6 protein-coding genes are annotated in these 5,574 nt (G+C 58.3%); 3 read left to right on the forward strand and 3 right to left on the reverse strand.

Annotated features, from left to right (window positions below; all coding sequences use genetic code 11):
* The first annotated feature begins 564 nt into the window (after positions 1 to 564).
* The 3 genes from MJ257_RS24200 to MJ257_RS24210 are packed head-to-tail and all read left to right on the forward strand — an operon-like array spanning position 565 to position 2,237.
* Positions 565 to 1,416, forward strand: coding sequence for an SPFH domain-containing protein (locus tag MJ257_RS24200; protein WP_240271741.1), 852 nt, complete (start codon positions 565 to 567; stop codon positions 1,414 to 1,416).
* 19 nt (positions 1,417 to 1,435) lie between these two features.
* Positions 1,436 to 1,630 carry a type II toxin-antitoxin system antitoxin gene (locus MJ257_RS24205; protein ID WP_178019828.1) on the forward strand — a complete coding sequence of 65 codons (195 nt, stop codon included), beginning with the start codon at positions 1,436 to 1,438 and terminating at the stop codon, positions 1,628 to 1,630.
* Positions 1,617 to 2,237 (forward strand): hypothetical protein, encoded by a 621-nt coding sequence (locus tag MJ257_RS24210; RefSeq protein ID WP_240271742.1) that lies wholly within the window; start codon positions 1,617 to 1,619, stop codon positions 2,235 to 2,237. The genes MJ257_RS24205 and MJ257_RS24210 overlap by 14 nt, the downstream gene beginning before the upstream one ends.
* Before the next feature lie 82 nt (positions 2,238 to 2,319).
* On the opposite strand, the gene MJ257_RS24215 is transcribed toward MJ257_RS24210, so the two are convergent.
* From MJ257_RS24215 to MJ257_RS24225, 3 genes are all read right to left on the reverse strand, one after another.
* Positions 2,320 to 4,554, reverse strand: a complete 2,235-nt coding sequence (locus MJ257_RS24215) for a heavy metal translocating P-type ATPase (RefSeq protein WP_240271743.1) — start codon at positions 4,552 to 4,554, stop codon at positions 2,320 to 2,322.
* Between the two features lie 157 nt (positions 4,555 to 4,711).
* Positions 4,712 to 4,912 (reverse strand): copper chaperone CopZ, encoded by a 201-nt coding sequence (copZ, locus tag MJ257_RS24220; RefSeq protein WP_178019834.1) that lies wholly within the window; start codon positions 4,910 to 4,912, stop codon positions 4,712 to 4,714.
* A 65-nt stretch (positions 4,913 to 4,977) separates the two neighbouring features.
* Positions 4,978 to 5,346 carry a metal-sensitive transcriptional regulator gene (locus MJ257_RS24225; protein WP_270407552.1) on the reverse strand — a complete coding sequence of 123 codons (369 nt, stop codon included), beginning with the start codon at positions 5,344 to 5,346 and terminating at the stop codon, positions 4,978 to 4,980.
* Between the last annotated feature and the right edge of the window lie 228 nt (positions 5,347 to 5,574).

Raw genomic sequence — 5,574 nt, forward strand, 5'->3', positions numbered from 1 at the left:
ATAAGTGCAACATTTTAGCCCGAAACCACGACAGGGCAGAGAAAATGTTGCAGGTTTTACAACATTTCACTGATTTCACCTGAAAACCCGAGGAAAATGTTGTAGTGAATACAACATTTTATCTTCAGTTACTCGAATTCGTCTCCATTCCGCCCCCCCACAACCAACAAAGCGCCGATCCAAGCTCCCTCTCCCACCAAAACATTAATTAGTCATTAATACCCCACCACCCTATCTTCTCCTTGCACCCAATGAATGAATCTCCTTCGCCCTCTCTAATTCCGTCCAAGCGCCGATTAGTCTCCTCACCTTCCCCGTTCCATCCAACCACCTACGAATCTCTCGCCATCTCATCCCATCCAACTTGCCTCCCCCCTTTACTCCCGCCATGGGACATTCCGAACACTCCCCTTGCCCAACGCTGCCGATCCCACTCCATTCTTTCTTCGTAAAGCCCCCAACCCTGCCGTAGCATTCATCCTTAGTCATCTATTTACAATATATTGCAAAAGTGATATCATATCAGTATCAATTCAATATGCAACTGAAGGAGTGTCATTCAAGATGAAAGAAAAAGAAATTTCGTACCTGAACGGTTTTATTGCCCTGCTGTTCATTTTGGGATTCACTGCGTTGGGGGCATACCTCGTGACGCTGGGCGAAGCCATCCCCATAGCCGGCGGCGCGCTATCCTTCGTCATCGCCTTTGTGCTCTTGACCGGGCTGACGATCGTACAGCCGAACCAGTCGGCAGTCGTCACCTTCTTTGGACGGTATCTTGGCGTCATCCGCAAGAGCGGCTTCTATCTGGCCATCCCTTTTTCGACTCGCAAAAAAGTATCGCTGCGCGTTCGCAACTTCAACAGCGCCAAGCTGAAAGTGAACGACGTTAACGGCAACCCGATCGAGATTGCCACCGTGGTCGTGTTCTCGGTGGTCGACTCTGCCAAAGCGTTGTTTGAAGTGGACGAATACGAAACCTTCGTCGAGATTCAAAGCGAAGCCGCGCTGCGCCACGTTGCCAGCAAATATCCGTATGATCAGCTGGACGACTCCGGCTTCTCCCTGCGCGCCAATACGGAAGAGATTGCGCTGGAACTGACCGGCGAGCTGCAAAACCGCCTGGCCATCGCCGGCGTTAAGGTCATCGAGTCGCGCTTGACGCATCTGGCTTACTCGACCGAAATCGCCAGCGCCATGCTGCAACGTCAGCAAGCCGAAGCGATCATCGCAGCCCGCGAGAAAATCGTCGACGGCGCCGTCACCATGGTGCAGATGGCCATCGAGCGGCTGCAGGCCGGCCAGGTCGTCGAGCTGGATGACGAACGCAAAGCCGCGATGATCAACAACCTGCTCGTCGCCGTCGTATCCGACCGTTCCGCCCAGCCGGTCATCAACGCCAGCACGTTGTACTGATTAGGGGCATCCATTCACGATGGCCAGCAAGAAAAGCTTCCCGCTTCGTCTTGACCCGACTCTCTATCAGGCTTTGGAACGCTGGGCAGCGGACGAATTCCGAAGCGTGAATGGTCATATCGAATACCTGCTGCGAGAAGCTTTGCGCCGCGAGGGAAGACTGCCTTCCACCCGGGCGCCGGGCAAGGAGGAGGAGAAGCATGACGCAGACTAAAGAAGTCCGTAAGCCGTGGTGGGAACCGAAGTCGACGGCCCTGCTGAAGGAGTATGCCAGAACTTCCGGGGGAACCTACGCCGCCGGAAAGTTCCGGGGCTGGAAGTACAAAGGCCAGCATGTGCGCGCGCCGCTCCCCCGCGGCTTCGGCAACTGCGAGGTGGCGATCACCGACCCGAGTAACGATTCATCCGGCAACGCCTACGTGATCACCGTCAAATACGACTACCGGCCGCGCCGCAAGCTGGAATTCGTTTTATTTTCGGCCAAGCGGCATGTTATGGCTTGGTTTGCCGGCGGTCTCCGGGAAACCCCGCTCCCGAACTCCGCCATGAACAAGCGGTTTCAGGCCAAGGCTTCCCATCCCAGTCTGCTGCGATCGGTATTAAAGCATGAGGGTCTCGAGGAGCTATTGGACCTCCATCCCAACGTCCATTTACGGCTGCGGATCCAAAAAAGCGGACGTGGCACGTTAACCTGTACGGAAAAGTTCAAAAAGCCCGACGTGTCCGCTATCTTGGCAAACGTCGAGCTGATGAAGAAGTTGATCTTCGCTCTGGAGGAACAAGGAATTGTCGGCGATTCGCCAACTCATTCCCTGCGATAACGTAGCCGCAAACGCAAAAAACAAGCCTTCACGGTGCAAGGCCGGGATCCACCCGGAGCCTTGCCCTTGAAGGCTTGTTTGGTTACAGCTTCACCCGTTGCAAACGCAGCGCGTTCAGCACGACCGAGACCGAGCTAAGCGCCATCGCCGCACCGGCCAGCCAAGGAGCCAGGAAGCCCGCGGCAGCCACCGGAATGCCGATCGTGTTGTAAGCGAGCGCCCAGAACAGGTTCTGCTTGATGTTGCCCATCGTGCGCTTGCTCATGGCGATGGCGTCCGGCACACCTTCCAGGTCGCCGCGCATCAGCGTCACGTCGGCGGCCTCCATGGCCACGTCGGTGCCCGTGCCGATGGCGATGCCTACGTCGGCCACGGCCAGCGCCGGAGCGTCGTTGATGCCGTCGCCCACCATCGCCGTCTTCAGGCCGAGCGCCTGCAGCTTTTTCACCTCGTCGGCTTTGCCTTCCGGCAGCACCTCGGCCAGCACCTCGTCGATCCCGACCTCGGCGGCGATCGCCTTGGCGGTGCGCACGTTGTCGCCGGTGATCATGATCACGCGAAGGCCCATTTCCTTCAGCCGCGCCACCGCGGCTTTGGACGTCTCCTTCACGGTGTCGCTCACGGCGACCATGCCGGCGTAGACGCCGTCCACCGCCACGAGCAGCACGGTTTGGCCGGCCGCTTCCAGCGCGGCCATACCGGCCTCCGCGGCGGCGACGTCGACGCCTTCACGCGCCATCAGGCGGCGCGTGCCGGCGAGCACCCGGCGGTCCTCCACGACCGCCGCAATCCCGTGCCCGGGCACCGCTTCAAAAGCGGTCGCCTCGGGCAGCTCCAGAGCGCGCGCCCGCGCCCCGGCCACCAGAGCATCCGCCAGCGGATGCTCGGAGCCGCGCTCGGCGGCGCCGACGAGCCGGAGCAATGCCGCGTCGTCCCAGCCCTCGGCCGGGACAACTTCCCGCAGCTCCGGCTGCCCCCGCGTGATCGTGCCGGTCTTATCCAGCACGATTGCCTGCAGCCCTTGGGCGGCCTCGAGATGCTCGCCGCCCTTAAACAAAATGCCGTACTCCGCGGCCCGACCGGAGCCGGCCATAATCGACGTTGGCGTCGCCAGCCCCAACGCGCAAGGGCACGCGATGACCAGCACGGCGATCGCCTTTTCCAACGCCTCGGCAAAGCTCCCTGGCGTCACGAAGAAGAACCACACCAAAAACGTAACCACGGCAATCCCGACCACGATCGGGACGAAAATACCGGAAATCACATCCGCCACCCGCTGGATCGGCGCCTTCGAGCCTTGCGCTTCCTCGACGACGCGGATGATCTGCGCGAGCGCGGTTTCGCTGCCGACCTTAGCGGCCTGCACGCGCAGCACGCCGTGTTTGTTGACGGTCGCGCCGATGACCGCATCGCCTTCCTTCTTCTCCACCGGAATGCTCTCCCCGGTCAGCATCGATTCATCCACCGAGGAAGCGCCGCCGATGACCAACCCGTCGACCGGAATCTTCTCGCCCGGTTTGACGATCAACACGTCGCCCGGCACAACCGCTTCGATCAGCACCTCGGTCTCCACGCCGTTTTTAAGGACAAGCGCCGTCTTGGCCTGCAGCCCCATCAGCGTTTTGATCGCTTGGGAAGAGCGGCCTTTGGCTAATGCCTCGAACCATTTGCCGAGGAGGATCAACGTAATCAGAATCGAACTCGTTTCATAATACAGCTGGGGGGTATGCCCGTGAGGCATGGACAAAGACTCCAAGCTCAAATACAGACTGTAAAAATACGCCGCCGACGTCCCGAGTGCGACCAATACGTCCATGTTCGCGCTCCGGCTGCGTAGCGCTTTGTAAGCCCCGACGTAGAACCCGCGCCCGATGACGAACTGCACCGGCGTCGCCAGTATGAGCTGGAACCACGGATTCATGAACAACTCCGGCGTCCAGATCCAAGAGGTGAAGGAGAAATGCCCGACCATCGCCCACAGCAGCGGGAACGAGAGCACCGCCGAGACGATCAGCTTGTTTCTCTGCTTGCGGATTTCCCGCGTGCGGATATCCTCGGACTCCTGCTCGGACGGCTTCAACACCGCGCCGTAGCCCAACTGGCTCACCTTATCGATGATCTGCTCCAGCGTGACCGCCCCCGGCTCATATCGCACTTGCGCAGTTTCAAGCGCCAAATTGACGTTGGCCTGCTCCACGCCGGGCAGCCGGTTTAATCCCTTCTCGATCCGGGCCGCGCAGGCGGCGCAGGTCATCCCGGTAATTTGCAGCGTCGTTTGATCGTGATCCGCGCTGCTGATCGGCAATGCTTTTTCCATGACCATTCCTCCATCTCAAAACCTGCAGAAATTTAATACCCCACGGGGGTATATTGAAGACGAGCGAAACCTCGGCCGCCCATAGTCCGGTTCCCGGGTCGCAAGGCGCTCGGTCAACCCCCTACGCCCAGATCCCGCAAAACCGTACCGGATCGGATTAAACGACGTCGTAGCCTTGATCCTCGATCGCTTCTTTGATTTGTTCAACCGTCACTTTCGTTTCGTCGAAAGTCACATCCACCTTTTTCGCGGCCAGATCAACTTTGCCTGTAGCACCAAGCCCAGCAACCGCCCCTTCTACCGACTTCACGCAATGATTGCAGGACATGCCTTCCACGTTTAACGTAATATTTTGCATGTTAAATTCCTCCTATGAGATTCATAATGGCTACATCTGCAGCGTACCCCCTGGGGGTTCCGCCGTTATTTCATGAGCTTGTTGACCGTGACCAGCAGTTCGTCGAGCACTTCGGTCTCGCCGGCTTGAATCCGCTCGATCACGCAGCTCTTCATGTGTCCCTCCAGCAGCAGCCGGCCCACACTGTTTAGCGCGGATTGCACGGCGGCGATCTGGTTCAGCACATCGTCACAGTAAGTATCTCTCTCGATCAGCCCTTTGATACCGCGGATTTGCCCTTCGATCCGGTTCAAGCGACTGGTCAGGTTGTTCTTCATCGCTTCGGAATGGTGGCTGTGCCTGACCAGCTTGCCGTTCTCCGTTACGTTATGTCCCTCGCCATGCTCTTCGCAGTGCGCGGACGTCGGATGTTCATGCCCTTCGACCTTCGCCATACGTCTCTCCTTTCCAAACCAGCGTGGTTTGCTGTGGTAAGCTCATTATAATATACCCCATGGGGTATGTAAAGATATTTCTTAAAAACTTTTTTCTGCACGTAAAAGACACCAGAAACCTTATTCGCCATTTCCCGCCTCATTTCTCGCGATTACGGACCCCGCAGCCCTTATTCAACTGAAAGAAGGTCTATTCGACGCAGGAGCCGCCAAATAACGGCCGTGGTG

The organism is Paenibacillus timonensis, from assembly GCF_022427145.1.
Lineage (GTDB): Bacteria > Bacillota > Bacilli > Paenibacillales > Paenibacillaceae > Fontibacillus > Fontibacillus timonensis.

Bases quoted from the DNA above. Each gene is read 5' to 3' on its own strand.
- MJ257_RS24200 (WP_240271741.1), top strand. From the start codon at position 565: ATGAAAGAAAAAGAAATTTCGTACCTGAACGGTTTTATTGCCCTGCTG.
- MJ257_RS24205 (WP_178019828.1), top strand. From the start codon at position 1,436: ATGGCCAGCAAGAAAAGCTTCCCGCTTCGTCTTGACCCGACTCTCTAT.
- MJ257_RS24210 (WP_240271742.1), top strand. From the start codon at position 1,617: ATGACGCAGACTAAAGAAGTCCGTAAGCCGTGGTGGGAACCGAAGTCG.
- MJ257_RS24215 (WP_240271743.1), bottom strand. From the start codon at position 4,554: ATGGAAAAAGCATTGCCGATCAGCAGCGCGGATCACGATCAAACGACG.
- copZ (WP_178019834.1), bottom strand. From the start codon at position 4,912: ATGCAAAATATTACGTTAAACGTGGAAGGCATGTCCTGCAATCATTGC.
- MJ257_RS24225 (WP_270407552.1), bottom strand. From the start codon at position 5,346: ATGGCGAAGGTCGAAGGGCATGAACATCCGACGTCCGCGCACTGCGAA.